General features: G+C 72.1%; 17 protein-coding genes and 5 tRNA genes. 7 read left to right on the top strand and 15 right to left on the bottom strand.

Annotated elements, in window-relative coordinates; all coding sequences use genetic code 11:
• Positions 1-42 precede the first annotated feature (42 nt).
• The 5 genes from R2D22_RS19620 to R2D22_RS19600 form a co-directional block, all read right to left on the bottom strand.
• Positions 43-1,326 (bottom strand): MFS transporter, encoded by a 1,284-nt coding sequence (locus R2D22_RS19620; protein ID WP_318105287.1) that lies wholly within the window; start codon positions 1,324-1,326, stop codon positions 43-45.
• Positions 1,326-2,375: a PLP-dependent cysteine synthase family protein gene (locus R2D22_RS19615; protein WP_318105286.1), complete on the bottom strand. Its 1,050-nt coding sequence runs from the start codon at positions 2,373-2,375 to the stop codon at positions 1,326-1,328. Before R2D22_RS19615 ends, R2D22_RS19620 begins: the two co-directional genes overlap by 1 nt.
• A 61-nt stretch (positions 2,376-2,436) precedes the next feature.
• Positions 2,437-2,820: a hypothetical protein gene (locus R2D22_RS19610; protein ID WP_318105285.1), complete on the bottom strand. Its 384-nt coding sequence runs from the start codon at positions 2,818-2,820 to the stop codon at positions 2,437-2,439.
• Positions 2,821-2,976: 156 nt separating this feature from the next.
• Positions 2,977-3,050 (bottom strand) — tRNA-Met (locus R2D22_RS19605).
• 85 nt (positions 3,051-3,135) lie between these two features.
• Positions 3,136-3,663: a rhodanese-like domain-containing protein gene (locus tag R2D22_RS19600; protein WP_318105283.1), complete on the bottom strand. Its 528-nt coding sequence runs from the start codon at positions 3,661-3,663 to the stop codon at positions 3,136-3,138.
• Between the two features lie 196 nt (positions 3,664-3,859).
• Here R2D22_RS19600 and R2D22_RS19595 point away from each other — a divergent pair, with 196 nt between their 5' ends.
• Both R2D22_RS19595 and R2D22_RS19590 read left to right on the top strand, forming a co-directional pair.
• Positions 3,860-4,813: a sigma-70 family RNA polymerase sigma factor gene (locus tag R2D22_RS19595; protein ID WP_318105281.1), complete on the top strand. Its 954-nt coding sequence runs from the start codon at positions 3,860-3,862 to the stop codon at positions 4,811-4,813.
• Between the two features lie 119 nt (positions 4,814-4,932).
• The gene (locus R2D22_RS19590; RefSeq protein ID WP_318105279.1) at positions 4,933-6,474 is read left to right on the top strand and encodes an InlB B-repeat-containing protein; all 1,542 of its coding nucleotides are present in this window, start codon (positions 4,933-4,935) and stop codon (positions 6,472-6,474) included.
• Between the two features lie 15 nt (positions 6,475-6,489).
• On the opposite strand, the gene R2D22_RS19585 is transcribed toward R2D22_RS19590, so the two are convergent.
• From R2D22_RS19585 to R2D22_RS19555, 7 genes are all read right to left on the bottom strand, one after another.
• Positions 6,490-7,431 (bottom strand): AraC family transcriptional regulator, encoded by a 942-nt coding sequence (locus tag R2D22_RS19585; RefSeq protein WP_318105276.1) that lies wholly within the window; start codon positions 7,429-7,431, stop codon positions 6,490-6,492.
• Between the two features lie 117 nt (positions 7,432-7,548).
• On the bottom strand, positions 7,549-8,475 hold the full coding sequence (locus R2D22_RS19580) for an NADP-dependent oxidoreductase (protein WP_318105273.1): 927 nt from the start codon (positions 8,473-8,475) through the stop codon (positions 7,549-7,551).
• A gap of 192 nt (positions 8,476-8,667) precedes the next feature.
• Positions 8,668-8,740 (bottom strand) — tRNA-Lys (locus tag R2D22_RS19575).
• Between the two features lie 76 nt (positions 8,741-8,816).
• Positions 8,817-10,148, bottom strand: coding sequence for an FG-GAP-like repeat-containing protein (locus tag R2D22_RS19570; RefSeq protein WP_318105272.1), 1,332 nt, complete (start codon positions 10,146-10,148; stop codon positions 8,817-8,819).
• Positions 10,145-12,079 carry a hypothetical protein gene (locus R2D22_RS19565; RefSeq protein WP_318105271.1) on the bottom strand — a complete coding sequence of 645 codons (1,935 nt, stop codon included), beginning with the start codon at positions 12,077-12,079 and terminating at the stop codon, positions 10,145-10,147. The genes R2D22_RS19570 and R2D22_RS19565 overlap by 4 nt, the downstream gene beginning before the upstream one ends.
• A 201-nt stretch (positions 12,080-12,280) precedes the next feature.
• Entirely contained in the window at positions 12,281-14,539 is a 2,259-nt protein-coding gene (locus R2D22_RS19560; protein WP_318105269.1) for a DEAD/DEAH box helicase, read from the bottom strand.
• A 198-nt stretch (positions 14,540-14,737) separates the two neighbouring features.
• Positions 14,738-15,364 (bottom strand): hypothetical protein, encoded by a 627-nt coding sequence (locus tag R2D22_RS19555; protein ID WP_318105267.1) that lies wholly within the window; start codon positions 15,362-15,364, stop codon positions 14,738-14,740.
• A gap of 136 nt (positions 15,365-15,500) precedes the next feature.
• Between R2D22_RS19555 and R2D22_RS19550 the strand changes: the two genes are divergently transcribed.
• The 4 genes from R2D22_RS19550 (at position 15,501) to R2D22_RS19535 (ending at position 16,258) form a co-directional block, all read left to right on the top strand.
• Positions 15,501-15,851, top strand: coding sequence for a metallopeptidase family protein (locus tag R2D22_RS19550; protein WP_318105265.1), 351 nt, complete (start codon positions 15,501-15,503; stop codon positions 15,849-15,851).
• 124 nt (positions 15,852-15,975) lie between these two features.
• Positions 15,976-16,048: transfer RNA gene (locus R2D22_RS19545), tRNA-Glu, on the top strand.
• Positions 16,049-16,088: 40 nt separating this feature from the next.
• Positions 16,089-16,162 (top strand) — tRNA-Asp (locus R2D22_RS19540).
• Positions 16,163-16,184: 22 nt separating this feature from the next.
• Positions 16,185-16,258, top strand: a tRNA-Phe gene (locus R2D22_RS19535).
• Between the two features lie 37 nt (positions 16,259-16,295).
• Here R2D22_RS19535 and R2D22_RS19530 read toward each other — a convergent pair.
• The 3 genes from R2D22_RS19530 to R2D22_RS19520 are packed head-to-tail and all read right to left on the bottom strand — an operon-like array spanning position 16,296 to position 18,393.
• Positions 16,296-17,198, bottom strand: coding sequence for a cytochrome c biogenesis CcdA family protein (locus R2D22_RS19530; protein ID WP_318105264.1), 903 nt, complete (start codon positions 17,196-17,198; stop codon positions 16,296-16,298).
• Entirely contained in the window at positions 17,195-17,974 is a 780-nt protein-coding gene (locus tag R2D22_RS19525; protein WP_318105263.1) for a DsbA family protein, read from the bottom strand. The genes R2D22_RS19530 and R2D22_RS19525 overlap by 4 nt, the downstream gene beginning before the upstream one ends.
• 59 nt (positions 17,975-18,033) lie before the next feature.
• A complete protein-coding gene (locus R2D22_RS19520) occupies positions 18,034-18,393 on the bottom strand; it encodes a hypothetical protein (RefSeq protein ID WP_318105261.1) in 360 nt (119 codons plus the stop codon).
• Between the two features lie 106 nt (positions 18,394-18,499).
• Here R2D22_RS19520 and hrpA point away from each other — a divergent pair, with 106 nt between their 5' ends.
• Positions 18,500-22,453, top strand: coding sequence for an ATP-dependent RNA helicase HrpA (hrpA, locus tag R2D22_RS19515; protein WP_318105260.1), 3,954 nt, complete (start codon positions 18,500-18,502; stop codon positions 22,451-22,453).
• The last annotated feature ends 7 nt before the right edge of the window (positions 22,454-22,460 follow it).

The raw sequence follows: 22,460 nt of genomic DNA, 5'->3' as shown, positions 1-22,460 counted from the left end.
AAGCCCCCGGACGACCGCATGCACCGCTGAACGACCGCACCCTCAGCCGGTCGCGGCCACCGCCGCCCCCTTCGGCTCCGGCGGCGCCGCCAGGTGCCCGCCGCGCGACAGCAACGCCACCGCACCCGCGCAGCCCGCGCCGACCGCGCACATCACCAGCCACGGCAGCGGCGAGCCGACCCCGGTCGCGTCGAGCAGGACGCCCGTGCCCAGGTTCCCCAGGGTGATCCCGATGCCGCAGACCGTGTTGTAGAGGCCGTAGTGCGTGGCCACCCACCGGTTCCGGGCGAGCGCGACGACGGTGTCCATCTCGTACGGGTAGAGCACCGCGTTCGCCACCGCCAGGACCGCCGCGCACAGCAGCGGCCCCGCCGGGCCCGGAAGCGCCGCGGGCAGCAGGAACGCCGTGCCCATCAGCGCCAGGCCGAGGACCAGGCAGCGGGTCCGGGTGAGCCACCGCCTGCACCAGTCGGTGATCCGCAGCTGGAAGCCGAGGGTGACGAGCGCCGAGACCACGAACAGGGCGGTCGTCGCCGTCGTGCCGTCCGCCGCCAGCGGCAGTGCCAGGTAGATCTGGAACGACAACACGTACGAGCCGGTCATCGCCAGCGAGAACAGCCAGAAGGAACGGTTCGCGAGGACCGCCCGCAGCTGCCCCCGGCCACCGCCCCGCTCGGCCACCGACGCCTTCGACGGCAACGCCTCCGACGCCTCTGACGCCTCCGATTCCGCCGCCTCCTGCCCGGCCGTCTTCGCCCGGCCCGGCAGGTGCCGCAGCTGCACCACCGTCAGCAGCGCGAACAGCAGCGCCGCCACCGTGCAGGTCAGCCGGAACGACACCCCGGTCAGCGCCACCCCGACCAGCGGCCCGAACAGAATGCCCGCCTGGTAGTACGTGTTGAACAGCGCGAACGCCTCCACCCGCCGCTCCCCGGCTTCCGCCGCGACGTAGGCCCGCACGGCCGGGTTGAACAGCGCGCCCGCGAGCCCGGTCGCCGCCGAGGCGGCGATCAGCAGCGGCAGCGACTGGGCGAAGGCGAGCGCGCCGAAGCCGACGGTGCGCAGCGCGCAGCCCGCGACGATCAACGGCTTGAAGCCGAACCGGTCGGCGAGCGCCCCGCCGACCAGGAACATGCCCTGCTGGGAGAGGTTGCGGACGCCGAGGACGAGCCCGACCGCCCAGGCCGCCATGCCGATCCCGTCCGCGAGGTACGCGGCGAGGTACGGCATCAGCATGTAGAAGCCGAGGTTGATGGTCAGCTGGTTGAGGAAGAGCAGCCGGACGGCCGGGTCGAAGCTGCGGCTCTGCCGCCAGATACGGCGCATCAGCGCGGCCCCTTCCGGTCCAGGGCGCGCCGCGTCCAGCCGGTGACCGCGCCGCCGGTCGCGTCGTACGCGACGGGCTCCTCGCGCACCGGGCCGTCGAGCAGCCCGTGCGCGGCGCAGTACTCGTCGCTGAAGACGGTGTCGAAGTAGCGCTGCGGCCCGTCCGGGAAGACCGCCGCGATCCGGGTGCCGCGCGGCCGGCTGCGGGCCAGCCAGCCCGCGACCAGCGCGACCGCGCCGACGCTCCAGCCGCCGGTGGCGAACTGACGGGCGGCCAGCGCCCGGGCGGCCCGGACCGCCTCGGCCGGCGCGACCCAGTGGATCTCGTCGAAGGCGTCGTGGTCCACGTTGCCGGGGCGGATGGACGAGCCGAGGCCACGCATCAGCCGCTCCCCCGCCGGGAGTCCGAAGACGGTGGAGTTGATGGAGTCCACACCGACGAGTTCGAGCGCGGGACTGCTGGTGGCGCGCAGCGCGCGGGAGATGCCGGCCGAGTGGCCGCCGGTGCCGACGGCGCAGACCAGCACGTCGATCCGGTCGAGCTGCTCCGAGAGCTCGGCGGCGAGACCCGTGTACGCCCGCTGGTTGTCGGGGTTCTGGTACTGGTTCGGCCACCACGCCCCGTCGAGCGCGAGCAGCAGCTCGGCGACCCGGTCCATCCGGGCCTGCTGCCATCCGCCCTGAGGGCTCGGCTCGTCGACGACATGGACCTGGGCGCCGTGCGCCACGAGCATCCGTTCGACGATCGGCTCCAGGCCGGGGTCGGTGACGACATGGACGGGGTGGCCGTGCAGCACGCCGGCGAGAGCGAGGCCCAGGCCGAGGGTGCCGGAGGTCGACTCGACGATCGGGGCGCCGGGCCGCAGATCGCCGCGGCGGCGGGCCTGTTCGACCATGTGGAGGGCGGCACGGTCCTTGATGCCGCCGAAGTTGAAGCCTTCGAGCTTGGCCCAGTAGCCGGTGCCGGGGCCCTCGTCCACCCAGAGGGTGGGGGTGTTCCCGACGGTCTGCTCGGCGATCCGCTCGGCGGCGGACAGCAACTTGCTCATGACGTACACATCCTGGGAGTGGGTGCGGAAAGGCGCCGGGTCGTGTGGTGCGTGACCCGGCTCAGTTCCGGTCGACTCCGAGGGCGATGAGCAGCCGCCCCGGCTCGGGTCCGGGCCCGGCCCGGCCGCGGACGCACCGCAGGTGCGGGGCGGCGGGCGGGACGATCCGGTGCGCGAGGGGGACGGCGCCGGCCGCGTCAGGGGCGGCGGGCTGTGGGGCGGCCTGCGCGGGCAGGTGCGCGTCGAAGGTCCACCGCTCGTCGGGACGGTCGCAGCCGTGCGGGAGGCCCGGCGCGGAGACGGTGGGGGTTCCGGTGGCGGGGAGCGTGTGCCCGTGCGAACCGTGACAGACGCTCACGAGCAGCGCTGCGAGCGCGAACAGGAGGAGGACCGCGGGGAGCCGCCGTCGTACCTGCCGCAGCTCGGGCGCGCTGTGGTCACTCATGGCGCACGTGACATTACGGGTGGCCAGGGTGCAGCTGCAAAGAGGCAGGCACGGTTTTGGCCGGTCTTTATGTCGTACGACTCGGGACATGCACGAGGGCCCGGATCCATTCAATGGATCCGGGCCCTCGTCACGCTTTGCCAATTAAGGCAGTAGTAGCGGGGACAGGATTTGAACCTGCGACCTCTGGGTTATGAGCCCAGCGAGCTACCGAGCTGCTCCACCCCGCGTCGGTGAACCCAACAGTACGTCATGCGGAGCAGCATCGGAAATCAATAAGGCGCACAGCGACGTGACCCTGGTCTCACGACCCTGTCAGCAGCCGCAGTCCTCGGCGTCGACGGGCGCGGTCAGCGGGTCGGCGTCGTGCTTCGCCGGACCCTCCCAGGTCTCGTACGCGAAGCCCTCGCGCGCCCAGTACTCGAAGCCGCCGAGCATCTCCTTGACCTGGTAGCCGAGCTCGGCGAGGGCGAGCGCGGCGCGGGTCGCGCCGTTGCAACCGGGGCCCCAGCAGTACGTGACGACCGGCACGGACTTGTCGAGCAGCTTCTCCGCCTGCTCCACGATGAGCGCGGTCGGCAGGTGGACGGCGCCGGGGACGTGGCCCTGGTCCCAGGACGCGGTCGAGCGCGAGTCGATGACCACGAAGCCCGGGTCGCCGTCCGCCGCGAGGGCGGAGGCGACGTCGGAGACGTCGGCGTGGAAGGCGAGGCTGGCCGAGAAGTACGCGGCGGCCGCGGCCGGGGAGGCCGGCGGGACACGGAGCACGGCGTTCGCGGGGGCGGCAGGGGCGGCGGCGGTAGTGGCGGTGGAAGCGGCGTTGACCTGCGTCGTTGTCGTCATGCCAGAGAATCTACGGACGAAGATCATCGGGTTGAAGTGGGGAATCCCGGCAGTCACGGGGATCCGCCGGGAATTTCCGCGCGTCCGGCGCGGCTCGGCGCGGATCTCACGTGCCGGGACGCCGATCGGTCACATCGGCCCTCTCGCGTCCGTCATGAAGGGTGAGCGACCGCGCCGACGAGGGGAACGGACCACGATGAACGACAAGGACCTGCTGGCCCAGCGCTTCGAGGCGGACCGCGACCGTCTGCGCGCGGTCGCGTACCGGATGCTCGGCTCGGTGAGCGAGGCCGAGGACGCCGTTCAGGAAGCCTGGTTCAAGCTCAGCCGCTCCGACGCCTCGGCCGTCGAGAACCTCGGCGGCTGGCTGACCACCGTCGTCGGCCGGGTCTGCCTGGACATGCTCCGCTCCCGCACCTCGCGCCGCGAGGACTCCCTGGACGCCCGCGTCCACCTCCCCGACCCGGTGGTCCAGGCACCGGACCAGGGCGCACGGACGGCCGCCGACCCCGAACAGCAGGCGCTGATCGCCGACTCGGTCGGGCTCGCGCTGCTCGTCGTCCTGGAGACGCTCGGCCCGGCGGAGCGCCTCGCGTTCGTGCTGCACGACATGTTCGGGGTGTCCTTCGACGAGATCGGCCCGATCGTCGGCCGCACCCCGACCGCCGCCCGGCAGCTCGCCAGCCGGGCCCGGCGCCGTGTCCGGGGCGCGGCCCCGGAGCCGGAGCGCGACGCGGCCCGGCAGCGGAAGGCCGTCGACGCGTTCCTCGCGGCCGCCCGTGGCGGCGACTTCGAGGGCCTGCTCGCGGTGCTCGACCCGGACGTGCTGCTGCGCGCCGACGGCGGCTCGCTGCGCGCGGTCGCCACCACGCTGGTCCGCGGTGCGCGGGCCGTCGCCTCGCAGGCGCTCATGTTCTCCCGCGCCGAAGCCCAGGGCGTGCCGGTCCTGGTCAACGGCAACGCCGGGCTCCTCGCGATCGAAGCCGGCAGCCCGTCCGCGCTGCTCGCCTTCACTGTCTCCGAGGAGGGCCTCATCGTCGAGATCGACATCCTCGTGGACCCGGAGCGCCTGGAGCGCCTGGACGTCGGCGCCCTGGACACCGGTACCGACAAGGACACCGGCACCGACACCGCGACGCCGGAGGACTGACCCGGTGGGGTGAAGGAAACCTTCGTACGGGTCTGTGGAGGCCGTCGTACGTGGATCCGGCGCCGCCCCGCCCCCTTCACTGGCCAGTCGACACCCGTCGACCGGCCAGGGGAGAAGTCATGCGCGCGCGCCGCTCGTTGCTCGTGGGGGCGGGGCTGCTGGCCCTCGCGTCGCTCGCCGTGCCCCCGGCGGCGTCCGACACGGACCCGGTGCCCGAGGACCCGGCCTGGGTGCTGCGCAGCCGTACCCAGCGGATCGACCCGCACGCGTACGAGTCGCTGTGCACCGCCCGTACGCGCGACGGCGCGCCCGGCACCCGGACCCTCGACCTGTTCCACGACGTGTCGGTGACGGCGGTCGCGGACCGGGTGGAGCGGGACGCGCGGGGCACGGTGACGTGGGCGGGCCATGAGGCCGGGCGGCCGGAGCGGACGGTGCTCCTGACGGTCACCGGCGCCTGCGAGCCGAACGCCCGGGCGGCGTCCACGGCCGTGGACGGCGTGGTGACCCGGGGACCGCTCACGTACACGCTCTCCTCGGCGCCCGGCCGGCCGGGCCGGGTCCTCGTCACGGAGGAGGACCCGCGCAAGCGGCCGCTGCCGGTCACCGACGAGGTGGCGGCGGGCGCGCCGCCACGCCACAACCCGCCGGGCGTTCCGGCCGCCGAACCCGAGCCGGTCGTCATCGACATGGTGGTCGGGTACACGCCGCGGGCGGCCGAACGGATCGGCGGCGCGACGGCGATGCGGTCCCGGATCGCGCTGGCCGACGCGACCGTCGACAGCGCGCTCGCCGACAGCGGGGTCCGGGCCAGCGTCGACGTGGTGGCGGTGTACGAGGCCCCGTACGACGGCAGCGAGCGCGCGTCCGACGTGTACCGCAAACTCTCCGACCCGTACGACCGGCGGCTCGGCGCGCCCGCCGCCGCACTGCGCGAGCGTCACGCCGCCGACCTCGCCGCGCTGCTGGTCACCGTGCCGGCCGGCACGAGCAGCGGGCAGGGCAGCCTGCCGTCGCCCCCGACGCCCACGTCCGACGACGCGGCGTACTCGGTGACGGACGTCGACAGCGTCGTCGACTGGTTCAACTTCGGCCACGAGGTGGGGCACAACCTGGGCCTCTGGCACGACCGGGCGACCCTCGCCCGGCAGAACGTGGGCCGAGACTGGACGCGATCCCTGACCACGCCGTACAGCACCGGCTGGGTCACGCCGGACGGCCGCTTCCACACGATCATGGCGTACGGCTCCTCCTGCCCGGGGCCGTGCGCGGCGGTCAACCAGTTCTCCAACACCCTGCGCACGCGGGAGGGTCAGCCGCTCGGCGACGCCGACAACGACAACGCGCGGGTCGCCGCCCTGACGGCGCCGGTCGTCGCCGGCTACCGCACCCCCGAAGTCCCGGTGACCCGGCACGCGCTGACGCTCGCCGCCGCGCCGACGGCCGGCGGGGCGGTCGCGCCGGGCGCCTGGGGCCCGTACCGGCCGGGCACCGAGGTGACGGTGACGGCCGTGCCGGCGCCGGGCCTGGTCTTCGCCGGCTGGCTCCTGGACGGCCGGGCGCACCCGCACAAGGAGCCGGTGATCGCGGTGACGATGGACGCGGCGCACGCGCTGACGGCGAGGTTCGAACCGCGGCCGGTTCGGCCGCCGGCGAAGTGAGGGACGCCCGGCGGGTCAGGCCGCGGTCCGGGCCTGGCGCCGGTACCCGCCCGGTGCCTGCCCGTACTCCCGCTTGAACGCCTTGGCGAACGCGTACTCGGAGCCGTACCCGGTCCGCGCCGCGACGACGGTCAGCGGGTCCTCGGACTCGCGCAGCAGCCGGGCCGCCGTGGTCATGCGCCAGCGCGTCAGGTACGCCATGGGCGGCTCCCCGACGAGCGCGGTGAACCGGCGGGCGAAGGCCGCGCGGGACAGCCCGGCCCGGTCCGCCAGCGCGTCGACCGTCCAGGCGACCGACGGGTCCGCGTGGATCGCGGCCAGCGCCGGAGCCACCGCGGAGTCGCCGAGCGCGGCGGCCCAGCCCGCGGCGGCGGCCGGAGGCTGGGACTCGAGCCAGGCGCGCAGGATGTAGAGGAGCAGCGAGTCGATCAGCGTCGGGACGATGCCGCTCGACCCGATCCGCGGGTTCTCCAGCTCCGCGCCGAGGAGTTGGACCGCGGCGCTCAGCTCGGGGTGCCGGCCGTGCCGGGTGGGCAGATGGATGATCTCGGGCAGCTGACGCACCAGCGGATGCGGACGGCCCTGGTCCAGGTGGTAGTTGCCGCACAGCAAGGTGGTGCGGGCGCCGTCGCCGCCGACGCTGACCGTCCCGATCGGGCCGACCTGCTTGTACTGGTCGGGCCGTTCGACCTCCGCCGGGGTGCCGGGGTCGTCGGCGAGGATGTGCCCCCGGCCGTCCCGGAGGAAGACCACGTCCCCCGGGCTCAGCGCGATCGGCCGCAGGTGCGGCGGGGCGTCGTCCAGCGGGATGAGCCAGCACGTCCCGTACAGGACGACGTGGAACCCCGCGCCGGCGACCGGCGGGAGCCGCAGCCCCCAGGGCGCCCGACCGTCGGTGCGTACGGATGTGGGCAGCCCGGTCCGCATCGACCCCAGCGCCTCCGTCAGGATGTCCAACGCCCCTCCAAGTCCGGTCTCCTGGAACTGGAGACGATACGTCGGCGGCTCGTGGCTCTCGGCAGCCCGTCGCCTGAGACGGCCCACCGCCTGAGGCGGCCCACTGCCTGCGGCTGCTCACTCGACGGTGAGCACGACCTTGCCCCGCACCTGCCCCGAACCGACCAGCTCGTGCGCCTTGGCGGCCTCGTCGAGCGCGAAGGTCTCGGAGACGTGCGGCCGGATCAGCCCCTCGTCGACGAGACGGGCGATGGCCTCCAGGGAGGCGTAGTCCGGCTCGACGGAGACGCCGACGAAGCGCCGCCCTGCGGCCTCGGTCACGGCGGCGAGCTCCTGGTTCCAGTGCTCCATGATGCTGACGAGCGTGCCACCGGGGCGGAGCACGGAGAGGGACTGGGTGCCCTGCGCGTTGGAGTCGAGGACGACGTCGACGTCCCGGACGAGGGTCTCGAACGGCGCCGCGGTGTAGTCGATCACCTCGTCGGCGCCCAGCTCGCGGACGAAGTCGTGCTTGCCGGGGCTCGCGAGGCCGATCACGTACGCGCCGCGCGCCTTCGCGATCTGCACGGCGAAGTGTCCGACGCCGCCGGCGGCCCGGTGCACGAGCACCCGGTCGCCCTCCTTGATCCCGGCCCCGTCGACGAGCCCCTGCCAGGCGGTGAGCGCGGCGAGCGGGAGGGCGGCGGCCTCGACGTGCCCGATCGAGGCGGGCTTGCGGGCGACCTGGCGGGACGGGACCGCGACGTACTCGGCGTAGCCGTTGGCCGCGCGCGGGAAGAACGGCATCCCGAACACCTCGTCCCCGGCCTTGAACCGCGCCCCCGGGCCGGCCTCCTCGACGACGCCGGAGATGTCCCAGCCGACGCCGAACGGCGGCTCCCCCAGCAGCGGGTAGGCGCCGGACCGCACGGCCACGTCGACGGGGTTCACCCCGGCCGCGTGCACCCGCACGAGCACCTCGCCCCCGAGCGGCGCGGGCCGCTCGGTCTCGACGGTACGCAGGACCTCGGGACCGCCGAAGGTGTCCTGGACGACAGCGCGCATGATGTTTCTCCCCTGTGAGCAACGTGTGATGTCGTTTGCCGACACCCCCAACAGTAGGAAGATCGAGCGAGCGGCTGAATATCCCTCAGTCTTCAAAAGATGTCCCAGACGCTCGCCCTGCTGCCTCCTCGCCCGGAACGACGAAGCGCCCCGTCCGGTCGGAACCGGGCGGGGCGCTGTCGTGAAGACTCGTAGGCCGTGTGGGACTCGAACCCACAACCAACGGATTAAAAGTCCGCTGCTCTGCCAATTGAGCTAACGGCCCTCGGCGAGTCACCCCCGAGCATAGCCGGACGCGGCCGGTGAGCCGATCGGGTATCGGATCACCGGCCGCGCCGTTTCTAGAACAGCCCCTTGAACGACCCCCAGCCGGACCCGATCTGCACGGCCGTCCCGAAGGACCCGTTGCCGTCCCCGGAGATCCGGAACAGCAGACCGGCGCGGTCGCGCACGACGAGATCGCGCTTCGCGTCGGAGTCGAGATCCCCGACGCCGACGACGGTGGTGTACGAGGCACCCCACCCGGACTTGATCTTCACCCCGGCCTTGAGCCGGCCGCCCCCGGCACCGGAGTACCGGTACAGCGACCCGTCACTCTTCCGCGCGACGAGATCCCCGATCCGGTCCCCGTCGAGATCCCCGGCCCCGGCGATGTGCGTGAACGGCGACCACCCGGACCCGAACCGCACCCCACTGGCCAGGGTCCCCCCGGCCTTCCCGGCGTACAGGTACAACGAGTCCCCGTTCCGCGCGACGAGATCGGCCCGCCCGTCACCGGTCAGATCCCCGGGCGACGTCATCAGGTTCATCCCGCCGAACCCACTGCCGGCCTTCGTGTACGCGACGGCCGGCGTGAGCGGCTTGCCGCAGCCCGGCTTGTACGTCCGCAGCTCGCCGGAGGACATCCGCAGCATCACGTCGTTGCAGTTGTCGCCGTTGACGTCGCCGAACGGCACGGCGGTGTTGACGCTCGTCCCCCACCCGGCCCCGGCGGTCTTCCCGGACACCCGCCCGGTCCCGGTCCCGTGCCAGAAGTCCAGCGACCCGGAGGTCGTACGAACGAGCAGGTCACCGTTCCCGTCGGGCAGGGAGCCGCCCCCGGCGTGGTCCCGGCGTACCGCGGTGCCGCCGACGAGGCGCGACGTACCCGACAACGTCAGGGCGGAGCCCTGGCCGGCCACCGGCTGCGCGGTCAGCGTCCAGGTGTACGCACCGTTGGGCAGCAGACCCCCGGAGGCTGTGCGGCCGTTCCAGTCGGCCGTGAACGGTGCGTCCGTCGGGCCGCCCGTACGCGTGGCGACCACCCGGCCCGTGGCCGTGTGCCGAAGGGCGAGGGTCCAGCCCGCGATCGGCTTGCTCAGCCACCACTGGCCGCGCCACGCGACGGGGGTCGCGTCCGTCTCGACGACGGGCGTCACCTGTGTGGACACGGGCGCCGGCCCGGAAACCGGCTTGCCCAGCTCACGGATCCTGATGTCGCCGCCCAGCACCGAGTAGGCGAGCTGACCGGTCTCCGGATCCAGGTCCGACACCCCTGCGGCAGGGTCGACCGACCGCTCGACGACCGAACCGCTCCGCACGTCGAACACGCGCAGGGATCCGTACGTGTACGTGTTCCGTACGACGAACCCGTCACCGAGTTCGATCCTCCCGTAGCCCTCCGGAAGCGTCACGTTCTTCTGCGTGTGAAGGTCGAAGACACCCGTCGCGAAGGAATTCGTCCGCTGACAGGACCAGTACAGCCAGCGGCCGCGGGCCTGCAGGTCCGACGTTCTTCGCGGTCACCGACGTACCCACGACGTCCGTCACCGAGTTCGATCCTCCCGTAGCCCTCCGGAAGCGTCACGTTCTTCTGCGTGTGAAGGTCGAAGACACCCGTCGCGAAGGAATTCGTCCGCTGACAGGACCAGTACAGCCAGCGGCCGCGGGCCTGCAGATCGGAGACGCTCTGGCAGCCCGGAATCCCGGTCGACACAAGAGTGGCCCCGGTCCTGACGTTCTTCGCGGTCACCGTGCCCGACGTACCCACGGAGCTCCACAGGACGTCCTCCCACACGGCCGCCGGTCCGGCCTGCACCCGTTGGACGAGCTTGCCGCCGGCGTCGAGGTCCAGGACTCGCCTCTCGGGCTCGCCGCCACCGGCGGGCCGCCCGTACACCACGACGTAGCGGCCTGAAGCGCCCAGCACGCTGATCGTGCTGTCGAGGTACGTGTCGGCAAGCCCGGTCTCCAGCACCGTTCCGGGGAACTGCCTGTCGGAGCCCACGGCGTGGAGTCGGAGATGCAGGGCTCCGTCCTCGCCGAGGACGCGACCCACGTACACGAACCGGCCGTCCCCCGTCGGGATCAGATCCGGGCAGAACTCGTCACGCCCGCACACCTGCTTTGCGCCCGGAGCCGGCGAACCCTTCGTCTCGCGGGTGCCGTAGCCCGGAGCCACCGCGGTCAGCGGCCTCTCGTATACGGAGCCGTCCCCGTCCCCGAGCTCGAGTGAGGTCAGGCGGTTTTCGTCCAACGCCACGTCCCGGATGGACATGGGGTCAGGGGGCAGTGTGCGGACCCGCTTGACCTGTGGCTTTCCGTCCGGACTCGCACTGATCAGATTGAAGCCGTAGTCCAGCGCCGAGGCGCCGCCCACGGCCACCAGCCCGCCGCCGGGGTGAGGAAACGTCCGCGATTCCGCCTGGGCGATCAGCGGCCTCTCCGCCGATCCGTCGAACGGGACGGCGACCACCCGCCAATCCGCCTCGCCGGGAGCCGGCTGGGGCCGCGCGACGATCAGGGAGTCGCCCACGACACCCATGATCTGTGCCCGGTAGAGGGCAGGTTCGAAGTCCTGAACCGGCGCGTCGAATTTCCCCTGTTCGTACACGAGGACCCCGCGGTCTCCGGTGACGACCACATGATGGGACGTCACGATCGGCGGAACTATCGCGGTCTCCGGAATGCGGGTGAGCGTCGCCGACCGAATGTCGAGCCAGGAGAAGTCCCTCGTCCGGTCCGGGTGGGTGAAGGCGATCGCCACACCGCCGACGCCGGCACGCGTGATCGACCCGTCGACAGAGCCCTCCGGATAGCCGGCCACCAGACGGTCGGCCGTACCGCCGCTCTCACGACGCAGCAGGTGAACCGATCCCTCCCCGAAGGACACCACGGTGTCGCCGATGGCCCCGATGTACCGCTGGCCGGCCGGCACCATGACGGTCCAGCTCTCCCCGGTCGACATGTTCCGCAGGCGCACCTCGCGGCCCGCTGTGTCCGCGCGGGACGGGATGGCGACTATGTCCGACACGGAGCCGTAGTACGGGCTCAACCCGACGGTCGAGAGATTCTCGGCGCCGGGGAGGGGCCGGACCGTCCCGTCGTAGGACGTCCATTCGAGTCCGCGATACCCCGGCGTGCTGCTCTGCTGCAGATACCCGCTCGCCCCCGCGCTCTGAATCACGGCGAACGGCGGAGAGGTCTGCGTCGTCGCCGGAACCACGATCTCCGCCGGAGTGTCCGCGGCCATCGCCACCTGTCCCGGCGCCCATCCCGTGGTGAGCGTCAGTCCGGCAGCGGTGGCGAGCGCGATGGACAGAAGTCTCGAAGTGCGTATACGCACGGATTCCCTCCCCAGAGAATCCCGTGGTGCGGCTTGCTCGAAGGCCCCCCTCCGCGCCCTCACCACGGGCGTGCGGATCGTAACAGCCGTCACACACACCGTGGAAGGACTTTTCGAACCCGTTCAAAGCAGGGTACGCAAAGGGCCCGTACCAGCACCGATGTGCTCGTACGGGCCCTTGGCTCAGTGTCCTACCGACCGTCAGCCGTTGCGCTTCCAGCGGGGCTTGTCGTCGCGGCGGCCGAAGGAGGAGCCGGAGCCGGCGCCGCCTCGGTGGTCGTCGCGGCGGCCGAAGGGACGGTCATCGCGGCGGTCGCGGTTGAACGGACGATCGCTGCCGCGGTGGCCGCCGGACGGGCGGTCGTCGCGACGGAAGCCGCCACGGTCGTCACGACGGTCGTTGTCCCGGCGGAAGCCGCCGGACGGACGGTCGTTGTCGCGGCGGAAGCCGCCCGAGGGACGGTCGTCGCGGCGGAAGCCGCCACGGTCGCCACCGCGGTCGTCACGACGGTCGAAGCCACCGCGCTCGTTGTCCCGGCGGAAGCCGCCCGAGGGACGGTCGTCGCGGCGGAAGCCGCCACGGTCGCCACCGCGGTCGTCACGACGGTCGTTGTCCCGGCGGAAGCCGCCGGACGGACGGTCGTTGTCACGGCGGAAGCCACCGCGGTCGCCGCCGCGGTCGTTGTCCCGGCGGTCGAAGCCACCGCGGTCGTTGTCACGGCGGAAGCCGCCACGGTCGCCGCCCCGGTCGTCACGACGGTCGTTGTCGCGGCGGAAGCCGCCACGGTCGCCACCGCGGTCGTCACGACGGTCGTCCCGGCGGAAGCCACCGCGGTCGTTGTCGCGGCGCTCGAAGTTGCCCCGGTCGTCGCGGCGCTCGTACGACTGGCGCTCCTTCTCCGCGGCAGCGGCCTTCGCCTGCTCCTCCACGGCCTTCGCCAGCTCGGCCTCCGCGGCCTCCGCGACCTCGGCGACGGCCGTCTCCGGGTCGTCGCCGCGCTCACGGGCGGCGCGGGCGACCAGACGGTCGGCCTCCTCGCGCAGCTCCGTGGCCCGGCGCTGCAGGCGCTCCAGCTGCTTGGTCAGGTCGGCGAGCTCGCGCTCGGCCTGCTTGGCGGCGTTGTTCGCGGAGTCGGCCTGGACCTCCGTCAGCGAACGCGCACCGGTGATCTCGGCGACCTCCGGGTCGAACGCGCCCGCCCCGCCCACGATGTGACGCGAGGCGTCCACGCCCGCGTCCTCCATCAGGCGGAAGATCTGACGGCGCTGGTGCGGCAGCGCCAGGGAGACCACGACACCCGAGCGGCCGGCACGCGCCGTACGGCCCGAGCGGTGCAGGTAGTCCTTGTGGTCGCCGGCCGGGTCCACGTTCAGGACCAGGTCGATGCCGTCGACGTGGATGCCGCGGGCGGCGACGTCGGTGGCGACCAGCGCGTTGACGTAGCCGTCCTTGAAGTCGGCGAGCACGCGGGTACGGGCACCCTGCGTCATGCCGCCGTGCAGCGCGTCCGCCTTCACGCCCGCCTCGACGAGCTGCTCGGCGATGCGGTCGGCGCCCAGCTGGGTGCGGACGAAGATGATCGTGCGGCCCTTGCGGGCGGCGATGGCGGCGGTGACCGGGGCCTTGTCCTTCGGCTTCACGACGAGGACGTGGTGGCTCATGGTCGAGACGTTGCCCTGGGCGCTGTCGACCTCGTGGCTGACCGGGTCGACCAGGTAGCGCTTGACCAGGGTGGAGATCTCGTTCTCCATCGTGGCCGAGAACAGCATGCGCTGGCCCCCGGCCGGAACCTGGTCGAGCAGCTCGGTGACCTCGGGCAGGAAGCCCAGGTCGGACATCTGGTCGGCCTCGTCGAGGACGGCGACCTGGACGTTCTCCAGGGAGCAAGCGCCACGGTTGATGATGTCGCGCAGTCGGCCCGGGGTGGCGACGAGGATGTCGACGCCGCGCTCCAGGGCGTAGATCTGGTTGCCCATGGACGTACCGCCGCAGACGACCTTGATCTTCAGGCCGAGCACGTCGCCGTACGGCTGGAGGGCGTCCGCGACCTGCATCGCGAGCTCACGGGTCGGGGTGAGGATGACCGCGCGGGGCTTCTTCTTCTCGGTGTGGCCGCCGGCCAGCTGCGCCAGGGTCGGCAGACCGAAGGAGAGGGTCTTGCCGGAGCCGGTGCGACCGCGGCCCAGGATGTCCTTGCCGGCCAGGGCGTCCGGGATGGTCGCGGCCTGGATCGGGAAGGGGGTGGTCACGCCGTTCTGCGCGAGCTTGCGCACGACGCCCTCGGGCAGACCGAGGTCGGCGAACGTGATGGTGGGCTCCGAGGACTCGACCTCGGTGGTCTCGTCGGACTCGGCAGCGATGTCGTCGGCCTCGGTGGCGACGGTCTCGGAAGCCTCTACGGCCTCGACGATCTCGTCGTTCTCGGGCATGACGGCGTGGTCAGAACTGAAAATGGACATGCGAAATGCGAAACCTTCCGGAGTCTCGGCACGCGCCCGTCAACTCCGTGAATTCGCACAACGACCGCCTCAATGCGGTCAGCCACGGCTAGGGAGAGTACGCGCCACGCGGCGCTCTTCTGTGTCGGCGCCGGGCAATGGGATCAAACGATCTACCACCATACGCACCCTCCCCCACCTGTGGCAAACCGGACTACGTCACACCGGCCCGACCTGCGGCGATGCCTGCGGTTCCGACTGGTCCCCGGAAGCCTCGGCGGCCTTCATGGCCCCCATGTGGGTGTCCGCCCCGGGCGTCGCCGAGGGCTGCTCGCTCGGCTTCGGACCCGGATCCGGGTTCGACGACGGTCCCGGCCCCGGCGGCTGCTCCGTCGGCGTCGGGTCGACCGGTGGCGGCTCCTCGCCACCACCGCCGACCGCGCCGCCCGGCGCGCTCGGCTCACCGCCCGGCCCGTGGGGCTCCCCCGGCCCCGCCGGCTCCTCGGGCCGCTGCGGCCCTGGCTTGCCCGCACCGCCCGCCGCGGCCGGCTTCCCGGGCCGCGAAGGCGACGCGCCCGGCTCGGGCGACGCCTCGTCCCCGCCGGCCCCACTCTTCTTGCCGTCCTTGCCGGACGTCCCGTGCCCGTGCGCCCGGTCCCGTACGCCGCCGGGCGCGCCCGCGCCCCCGTCCGACTCGGCCGACACACCCTGCTGCTTTCCCGCGGACTTGCCGGGCGCGGGCTCGGCCCCCTCGTCGGTCACACTCATGCAGCCGCTGAGTCCGGCGCAGGCGGCGACCGCCAGCGCGGTGGCGGCCCATCTCACGGGGGTGGGCAGTGGGCGCACGGAGGGCACCTCCAGGGAACCGGGGGAGAACGCGTTTCACAGCCCAACTCCCCGCGCGCCACAAGGGACACGCCCGGGAACGAAGGGATCGAGAACGAAGAGCCCGGCTTCGCGCCCGGTCCCGGACAATGGACCTGTGCTGGAGATGACACGCGAGGCGTTCGAAGAGCTGGTGAGCCAGGCCCTGGACACGATCCCGCCGGAACTGACGCGGGTCATGGACAACGTGGCGGTGTTCGTCGAGGACGAACCCGATCCGTCCGACCCCGAACTGCTGGGCCTCTACGAGGGAACCCCGCTCACGGAGCGCGGGGAGTGGTACGCCGGGGTGCTTCCCGACCGGATCTCCATCTACATGGGGCCGACGCTGCGCTACTGCGAGACGGCGGAGGACGTGGTCCACGAGGTCGCGGTGACCGTCGTGCACGAGGTGGCGCACCACTTCGGCATCGAGGACGAGCGGCTCCACGAGCTGGGCTGGGGCTGAGCCGACGAGGCCCGCCGGAGGCCCTGCGCACCCACCGGGGGAAACCGTTTTGGCGATAGCCGCCGGCATCCCATATGCTTCTCACGTCCCCGAGGCGCTGACGAAGTGCTCAGGCGGGCCCTTAGCCCTCATCGTCTAGTGGCCCAGGACGCCGCCCTTTCAAGGCGGTAGCACGGGTTCGAATCCCGTTGGGGGCACGCACAACCGTGTGCGAGACTGGTTCTCGCACACAAGCAAGGCTCTGTGGAGCAGTTGGTTAGCTCGCCACCCTGTCAAGGTGGAGGTCGCGGGTTCAAGTCCCGTCAGAGTCGCTGAGGCTGGAAACAGTCTCGTGGCTGGGTAGCTCAGTTGGTACGAGCGATCGCCTGAAAAGCGATAGGTCGCCGGTTCGACCCCGGCCCCAGCCACAAACGAAGGCCCCCGTCCTCAGGACGGGGGCCTTCTTCATGCCTCCTCGCGCTCCCGCCGACCCGCGCCGTCCATCCGGCCCGCCCGACCCGCGCCGCCCGCCCGGCCCGCGCCGTCCATCCGGCCCGCCCGCAGGCTCCGCACCGCGAACCCCGTCGCCACCACTGCGACCAGCCCCACCAGCAGCGCCCAGTCCGGGACCGTACGGCCCACCGCCGCCACCCGCTGCTCCACGGCGAACGAGTCGTCCACCGACAGCAGCCCGGGCAGGGCCGTCGTGCCGTCGAAGACCAGGAAGAGCGTGCCGAGCACCACGAAGAACAGCCCGGACAGCAGCGAGGTCGAGTGCAGTTCGAAGCGGCCCAGCCGGATCGGCCGGCCGCGCAGCCAGCGCCGCCGCCCCAGGTCGTACCGCTCCCACAGCAGTGCCAGCACGAACAGCGGAACGGCCATCCCCAGGGCGTACACCGCGAGAAGGAGCCCGCCGTACGCCGGGCTGCCGCTCAGCGCCGCCACCGTCAGGACGCTGCCGAGGATCGGGCCCGCGCAGAAGCCGGCGAGGCCGTACACCAGCCCCAGGGCGTACACCGAGAGTGCCGTGGTCGGCCGGATCCGGCCGCTGACCTCGGCGATCCGACGCGACGCGAAGCCCAGGCCGAGGATCTGCAGCAGGCCGAGCCCGATGATCAGCCAGCCGCCGGCGGTCACCAGCAGGTCCCGGTGGCCGTAGAACAGCCGGCCGGCGAAGGAGCCGGCCGCGCCCAGCGGCACGAGGGTCGTGGCGAGGCCCGCGTAGAAGATCCCGGTGCGGGCGAGCAGCCGGCCCGGCGAGTCGATCGAGTACGCGAAGAACGCCGGGAGGAGCAGCGCGCTGCACGGGCTGAGCAGCGCGAGCAGGCCGCCCAGGAGGGCGGCCAGATAGCCGATGTCGCCGGTCATCGCGCCGCCGACCCGGTCGGGGACGGCGCCGGGGTCCCGGACGCCGACGGTCCGGCGGCCTTCGTGCCCTTCGCCTTGGCGGCCCGCGCCGCCGCCTCGATGGCCTCGGTGAACGTGTCGAGGGGCTGCGCGCCGGCGATGGGGCGGCCGTTCACCAGGAAGGACGGGGTGGACGTCGCCCCCAGCGAGTACCCCTGCTCCTGGTCCGCGGCGACGGCCTCGCGGGCCGCCGCGCTCTCCGTGTCCGCGGCGAACTTCGCCAGGTCAGGGACCCCGGCCTGCTGCGCGAGCGCCGCGAGCCGCTCCTTGCCGAAGCCCTTCTCCTTCGTGCCCTCGGCGTACGCCGCCCGGTGGAACTCCCAGAACCGCCCCTGCTGCCCCGCCGCCCACGAGGCGCGGGCCGCGGCCTCAGACTCCTCGCCGAAGATCGGGAAGTTCCGCCACTCGATGCGCAGGATGCCCTGCTCGACGTACATCGCCACCAGGAGCTGCTCCGTGCCCCGGGCGAACTGCCCGCAGTACCCGCACTTGAAGTCCGCGTACTCGATGAGCACGACGGGCGCGTCGGCGCGTCCGAGCGCGAGCCCGTCGGAGGCGTCGCGGCGGGCGTACGACTCCAGCTCGGGGAAGACGCCGACGGTCGGCTCGGCGGCGGCGGACGTGCCGGCGCCGGAGCCGCGGGGGTCGGGCCTGGTGGCGGTGTACGAGACGAGGCCGAGCACGGCGGCGGCCACGGCCACCCCGGCGACGGTGGTGATCGACTTGGACCTGGACATGCGGAAGACGCTCCTGAACAGGGAGAAGAGAACGGACGGCGGCGAGGAGGGCCGCCCGTCTAGACCCTCAGGACGGACAGCTCCGGCGGGGACGGCGGCACGAGCTCCGGCGGCTCGGGCCCCGGTGCGAGGTCCCGCACGAGCGCGTCCGCCGCTCCGTACCCGCAGACCGGCCGGCCGGCCGCGAGCGACGTCAGCAGCTCCCCGAAGCCGTGGGCGCGCGGCGGTACGACGGGGCCCGCGGCCCCCTCGCCGACCGGATGTCCCGGCCCGCAGCCGGGCTCCCCGGCATCCGCCGTCGCACCGGCGACGACGGCCACGGGCGCGTCGCCCGGGGCCGCTCCGGTGACCAGGAGCCCCAGCACCACGGCGGCCAGCGCGGCGAACGCCGCCAGCGCGCGGGCGGCGGTGCGGGACATGGGGAGCCTTCCTGTTCGGGTGTCCGAAATATTACGCAGGCCCGTGACCCACCCCTCGTAAATCGGTTCGCCGGTTCTCGGCCGCAGGTGCGATCCTGGGTTCCGTATGTCTACTTCCTTCGCCGCCCTCCAGACCGTTCTGGCCGAGGTCTCGCTGCGGGACGCCCACCGGCTCGGCCGCCGTCTCGAAGGCGCCCGCCGCATCCGCAAGCCCGAGGCCCGCGAGGCCGTGCTGGACGAGATCGCCGCCGAGGCCGGCAAGGCCAAGGAGCGCGTCGACGGGCGCGCCACCCGCGTGCCCACGGTCACGTACCCCGAGCAGCTGCCCGTCTCCCAGAAGAAGGACGAGATCCTGGAGGCGATACGCGACCACCAGGTCGTGATCGTCGCCGGTGAGACGGGCTCCGGAAAGACGACCCAGATCCCCAAGATCTGCCTGGAGCTGGGCCGCGGCGTACGGGGCATGATCGGCCACACGCAGCCCCGCCGGATCGCCGCCCGCACGGTCGCCGAACGCGTCGCGGAAGAGCTGCGGACCCCGCTCGGCGAGGCGGTCGGCTGGAAGGTCCGGTTCACCGACCAGGTCAACCCGGACGCGACCTTCGTCAAGCTGATGACGGACGGCATCCTGCTCGCCGAGATCCAGACGGACCGCGAGCTGCGCGCCTACGACACGATCATCATCGATGAGGCCCACGAGCGGTCCCTCAACATCGACTTCCTGCTCGGCTATCTGGCCCAGCTGCTCCCGAAGCGCCCCGACCTCAAGGTCGTGATCACCTCCGCGACCATCGACCCCGAGCGCTTCTCCCGCCACTTCGGCGACGCGCCGATCGTCGAGGTCAGCGGCCGTACGTACCCCGTCGAGGTTCGGTACCGCCCCCTCCTGGAGGAGGACTCCGAAGAAGCGGACCGGGACCAGATCACCGCGATCTGCGACGCCGTGGACGAGCTCCAGGGCGAGGGCGCCGGCGACATCCTGGTCTTCCTCTCCGGCGAGCGGGAGATCCGCGACACCGCGGACGCGCTGATCAAGAAGAAGCTGCGGAACACCGAGGTCCTCCCTCTCTACGCGCGCCTCTCGCACGCCGAGCAGCATCGCGTCTTCCAGGCGCACACCGGCCGCCGGATCGTCCTCGCGACCAACGTCGCCGAGACGTCCCTCACCGTCCCCGGCATCAAGTACGTGATCGACCCGGGCACCGCCCGGATCTCCCGGTACTCGCACCGCACCAAGGTCCAGCGACTGCCGATCGAGCCGGTCAGCCAGGCCAGCGCCAACCAGCGCAAGGGCCGCTGCGGCCGTACGTCGGACGGCATCTGCATCCGCCTCTACTCGGAGGACGACTTCGTCTCCCGGCCGGAGTTCACGGACGCGGAGATCCTCCGTACGAACCTGGCGTCCGTCATCCTCCAGATGACCGCGGCCGGCCTCGGCGACATCGAGAAGTTCCCCTTCATCGACCCGCCGGACCACCGCAACATCCGCGACGGCGTGCAGCTCCTCCAGGAGCTCGGGGCTCTGGACCTGGCGGAGAAGTCCCCCCGAGAGGGGAAGCGGGGGCAGCGGCTCACCCAGCAGGGCCGGAAGCTCGCCCAGCTCCCCGTCGACCCGCGCCTCGCCCGCATGGTCCTGGAGGCGGACAAGAACGGCTGCGTGCGCGAGGTCATGGTGATCGCCGCCGCGCTGTCCATCCAGGACCCGCGCGAGCGGCCGGCCGAGAAGCAGGCGCAGGCCGACCAGCAGCACGCCCGCTTCAAGGACGAGACGAGCGACTTCCTCGCCTTCCTCAACCTCTGGCGCTACGTCCGCGAGCAGCAGAAGGAGCGCGGCTCGTCCTCCTTCCGCCGGATGTGCAAGCAGGAGTACCTGAACTTCCTGCGGATCCGCGAGTGGCAGGACATCTACGCCCAGCTGCGGACGGTCGCCAAGCAGATGGGCATCCACGTCAACGAGGAGGACGCGCCGGAGCTGTCCGTCCACACCTCGCTCCTCGCCGGCCTCCTTTCGCACGTCGGCATGAAGGACGTGAAGGAGGGTGCCAAGAACGAGTACCTGGGCGCGCGCAACGCCAAGTTCGCGATCTTCCCCGGCTCGGCGCTGTTCAAGAAGCCGCCGCGGTTCGTCATGTCCGCCGAGCTGGTGGAGACCTCGCGCCTGTGGGCCCGGGTCAACGCCAAGGTCGAGCCGGAGTGGATCGAGCCGCTCGCGCAGCACCTCGTGAAGAAGACGTACAGCGAGCCGCACTGGGAGAAGGACCAGGCGGCGGTCATGGCGATCGAGAAGGTGACGCTGTACGGCGTCCCGATCGTCACCGACCGCAAGGTGAACTACGGCCGGATCGACCCCGAGGTCTCCCGCGACCTGTTCATCCGCAACGCGCTCGTCGAGGGCGACTGGCGCACGCACCACAAGTTCTTCGCCGACAACCGCAAACTCCTCACCGAGGTCGAGGAGTTGGAGCACCGGGCCCGCCGCCGGGACATCCTCGTCGACGACGAGACGCTCTTCGACTTCTACGACAAGCGGGTGCCCGAACACGTCGTGTCGGGCGCGCACTTCGACTCCTGGTGGAAGCACAAGCGCCACGAGGAACCCGAGTTCCTCGACTTCGAGCGCGAGATGCTCATCAACGAGAAGGCCGGGGCGGTCACCAAGGCCGACTATCCGGACTCGTGGCGCCAGGGGCAGCTGAAGTTCCGGGTGACGTACCAGTTCGAGCCGGGCGCGGACGCGGACGGCGTGACCGTCCACATCCCGCTCCAGGTGCTCAACCAGGTCACCGACGAGGGCTTCGAGTGGCAGATCCCGGGCCTGCGCCCGGAGGTCGTGACCGAGCTGATCCGCTCGCTGCCGAAGCCGATCCGCCGCAACTACGTCCCGGCGCCGAACTTCGCGGGCCGCTTCCTGGACACCGTCGTGCCCGTGCAGGAGCCGCTGGCGACGGCGCTGGCCCGCGAGCTGCAGCGGATGGTCGGGGTGCCGGTCACGCCCGAGGACTTCGACTGGGCGAAGGTCCCCGAGCACCTCAAGATCACCTTCCGGATCGTCGACGAGCGACGCCGCAAGCTCGCCGAGGACAAGGACCTGGAGGCGCTGAAGCTGAAGCTGCGCCCCAAGGCCCGCCAGGCGCTCTCCAAGGCCGCCGCGGCGGCCACGGCCGGCCCGAGCGGCTCCGGGCAGTCCCTGGAGCGCACGGGGCTCACCGACTGGACGATCGGCACGCTGACGAAGGTCTTCGAGACCCGTCGGGCCGGCCAGCCGGTCAAGGCGTACCCGGCGCTCGTGGACGCGGGCGAGACCGTCTCCGTACGGCTCTTCGACACGGAGGCCGAGCAGGCGGCGGCGATGTGGCAGGGCACCCGGAAGCTGATCATGCTGAACATCCCGGTGAACCCCGCGAAGTTCGCCTCGGACAAGCTCACCAACCAGCAGAAGCTGGCGCTCTCCCGGAACCCGCACGGCAACGTCCAGGCGCTGTTCGAGGACTGTGCGACGGCGGCGGCGGACCGGCTGATCGCGGATCACGGAGGTCCGGCTTGGGACGAGGAGTCGTTCCGGAAGCTGTTCGACAAGGTCCGCGCGGACCTCGTCGAGCTGACCATCCGCACGGTCGGACAGGTGCAGCAGATCCTTGCCGCCTGGCAGGCCTGTGAGCGCCGCCTGAAGGCGACGAACAGCCTGGCCCTGATCAACAACGTGACGGACGTCCGGAACCAGCTCGCCTGGCTCGTGCCGGCCGGCTTCGTCACCCGCACGGGCCTGCGGCGGCTGCCGGACCTGATGCGCTATCTGGTCGCGGCCGACCGCCGCCTCCAGCAGATGCCGACGGGCGCGCAGCGGGACACCACCCGCATGGAGAAGGTCCACGAGATGCTCGACGAGTACGCCTGGCTGCTCGAACAGCTCCCGAAGGGCCGCCCGGTGCCGACCGAGGTCACCGACATCCGCTGGATGATCGAGGAGCTGCGGGTGAGCTACTTCGCGCACGCGCTGGGTACGGCGTACCCGGTCTCGGACAAGCGGATCGTGAAGGCGATCGACGCGGCGGCACCGTAGGGGCCCG

Origin of the sequence: Streptomyces sp. HUAS YS2 (assembly GCF_033343995.1) — a bacterium.
Classification (GTDB): domain Bacteria; phylum Actinomycetota; class Actinomycetes; order Streptomycetales; family Streptomycetaceae; genus Streptomyces; species Streptomyces solicathayae.
The sequence above is the reverse complement of the archived record's forward strand: the minus strand, read 5'-3'. Positions and strand labels throughout refer to the sequence as shown.

Bases quoted from the DNA above. Each gene is read 5' to 3' on its own strand.
- hrpA (WP_318105260.1), top strand. From the start codon at position 18,500: ATGTCTACTTCCTTCGCCGCCCTCCAGACCGTTCTGGCCGAGGTCTCG.
- R2D22_RS19560 (WP_318105269.1), bottom strand. From the start codon at position 14,539: ATGTCCATTTTCAGTTCTGACCACGCCGTCATGCCCGAGAACGACGAG.
- R2D22_RS19615 (WP_318105286.1), bottom strand. From the start codon at position 2,375: ATGAGCAAGTTGCTGTCCGCCGCCGAGCGGATCGCCGAGCAGACCGTC.
- R2D22_RS19620 (WP_318105287.1), bottom strand. From the start codon at position 1,326: ATGCGCCGTATCTGGCGGCAGAGCCGCAGCTTCGACCCGGCCGTCCGG.
- R2D22_RS19530 (WP_318105264.1), bottom strand. From the start codon at position 17,198: ATGACCGGCGACATCGGCTATCTGGCCGCCCTCCTGGGCGGCCTGCTC.
- R2D22_RS19580 (WP_318105273.1), bottom strand. From the start codon at position 8,475: ATGCGCGCTGTCGTCCAGGACACCTTCGGCGGTCCCGAGGTCCTGCGT.
- R2D22_RS19520 (WP_318105261.1), bottom strand. From the start codon at position 18,393: ATGTCCCGCACCGCCGCCCGCGCGCTGGCGGCGTTCGCCGCGCTGGCC.
- R2D22_RS19595 (WP_318105281.1), top strand. From the start codon at position 3,860: ATGAACGACAAGGACCTGCTGGCCCAGCGCTTCGAGGCGGACCGCGAC.
- R2D22_RS19525 (WP_318105263.1), bottom strand. From the start codon at position 17,974: ATGTCCAGGTCCAAGTCGATCACCACCGTCGCCGGGGTGGCCGTGGCC.
- R2D22_RS19590 (WP_318105279.1), top strand. From the start codon at position 4,933: ATGCGCGCGCGCCGCTCGTTGCTCGTGGGGGCGGGGCTGCTGGCCCTC.
- R2D22_RS19600 (WP_318105283.1), bottom strand. From the start codon at position 3,663: ATGACGACAACGACGCAGGTCAACGCCGCTTCCACCGCCACTACCGCC.
- R2D22_RS19610 (WP_318105285.1), bottom strand. From the start codon at position 2,820: ATGAGTGACCACAGCGCGCCCGAGCTGCGGCAGGTACGACGGCGGCTC.